Below are 1,284 nucleotides of genomic sequence, written 5' to 3'. Positions count from 1 at the left end.
TGGAAGGCCATGTGGCACTCGTCGCCGCCGGCCGCGTAGTCGCCGAAGTAGTCGACGACGTCCTCCGGCCACTGGTTCGCCTCCGCCAGCAGCACCTTGTCCGGGTACTGGGCGTCGATCTCCTTGCGCACCCGCTTCAGGAACTCGTGCGTGGCCGGGAGGTTCTCGCAGTTGGTGCCCTCCCGCTGGTACAGGTACGGCACCGCGTCCAGCCGGAAGCCGTCGATGCCCAGGTCCAGCCAGAACTTGAGCGCGGAGATCATCTCCTCCTGGACGGCCGGGTTCTCGTAGTTGAGATCCGGCTGGTGGGAGAAGAACCGGTGCCAGTAGTACTGCTTGCGGACCGGATCGTAGGTCCAGTTGGACGCCTCCGTGTCGACGAAGATGATCCGCGCGTCCTGGTACTGCTTGTCGTCGTCGGCCCACACGTAGTAGTCGCCGTAGGGGCCGTCGGGGTCCGTGCGGGACTCCTGGAACCACGGGTGCTGGTCGCTGGTGTGGTTCATGACGAAGTCGATGATCACGCGCATCCCGCGCTGGTGGGCGGCGTCGACGAACTCCACGAAGTCGGCCAGGTCGCCGAACTCCGGGAGCACGGCGGCGTAGTCGGACACGTCGTAGCCGCCGTCCCTCAGCGGGGACTTGAAGAACGGCGGGAGCCACAGGCAGTCGACGCCGAGCCACTGGAGATAGTCGAGCTTGGCGGTCAGGCCCTTCAGGTCGCCGACGCCGTCGCCGTTGCTGTCCTGGAAGGAGCGGACGAGGACCTCGTAGAACACGGCACGCTTGAACCACTCCGGGTCCCGGTCCTGGGCCGGAGTGTCTTCGAAGGTGTCCGGAACGGGCTCATTGACGATCATGTTGTCGGTGACCCTCCGATCTGCGGGGTGGACGGTCGCAGGACGGTGAGGACATGCGCGGGCCGGTGGCCCGGCTCGAGACGCACATAGTTGGCCCTGCCCCAGTGGTAGGTCTCGCCGGTCAGCTCGTCGCGCACCGGCACCGACTCGTGCCAGTCCAGGCCGAGTTGCGGCATGTCCAACGAGACCGTGGCCTCCTGGGTGTGGTGGGGGTCGAGGTTGGCGACCACCAGAACCGTGTTCGATCCGCTCCTCTTCGAGTAGGCGATCACCGCGTCCTTGTCGGCGTGATGGAAGTGCAGGTCCCGCAGCTGCCGCAGGGCCGGACTGCGGCGGCGGATGTCGTTGAGCCTGGTGATGAGGGGTGCGATGGTGCGGCCCTCGCGTGCGGCGGCTGTCCAGTCGCGGGGTTTGAGCTGGTACT

Annotated in this window: 2 protein-coding genes; both read right to left on the bottom strand. The window is 66.7% G+C overall.

Going from position 1 to position 1,284, the window contains the following annotated elements; genetic code table 11:
• Positions 1-860: alpha-amylase family glycosyl hydrolase (locus ACWC91_RS41600; RefSeq protein ID WP_450645090.1), on the bottom strand; the 860-nt coding region annotated here is incomplete at its 3' end.
• Positions 857-1,284, bottom strand: a 428-nt coding sequence (locus ACWC91_RS41595) for an alpha-glucosidase C-terminal domain-containing protein (protein WP_450645089.1), incomplete at its 5' end; no start/stop codon positions are given. The genes ACWC91_RS41600 and ACWC91_RS41595, both read right to left, overlap by 4 nt.

Source organism: Streptomyces sp. NPDC001204 (assembly GCF_053598035.1).
This window is presented reverse-complemented; position numbering and strand designations above follow the sequence as displayed.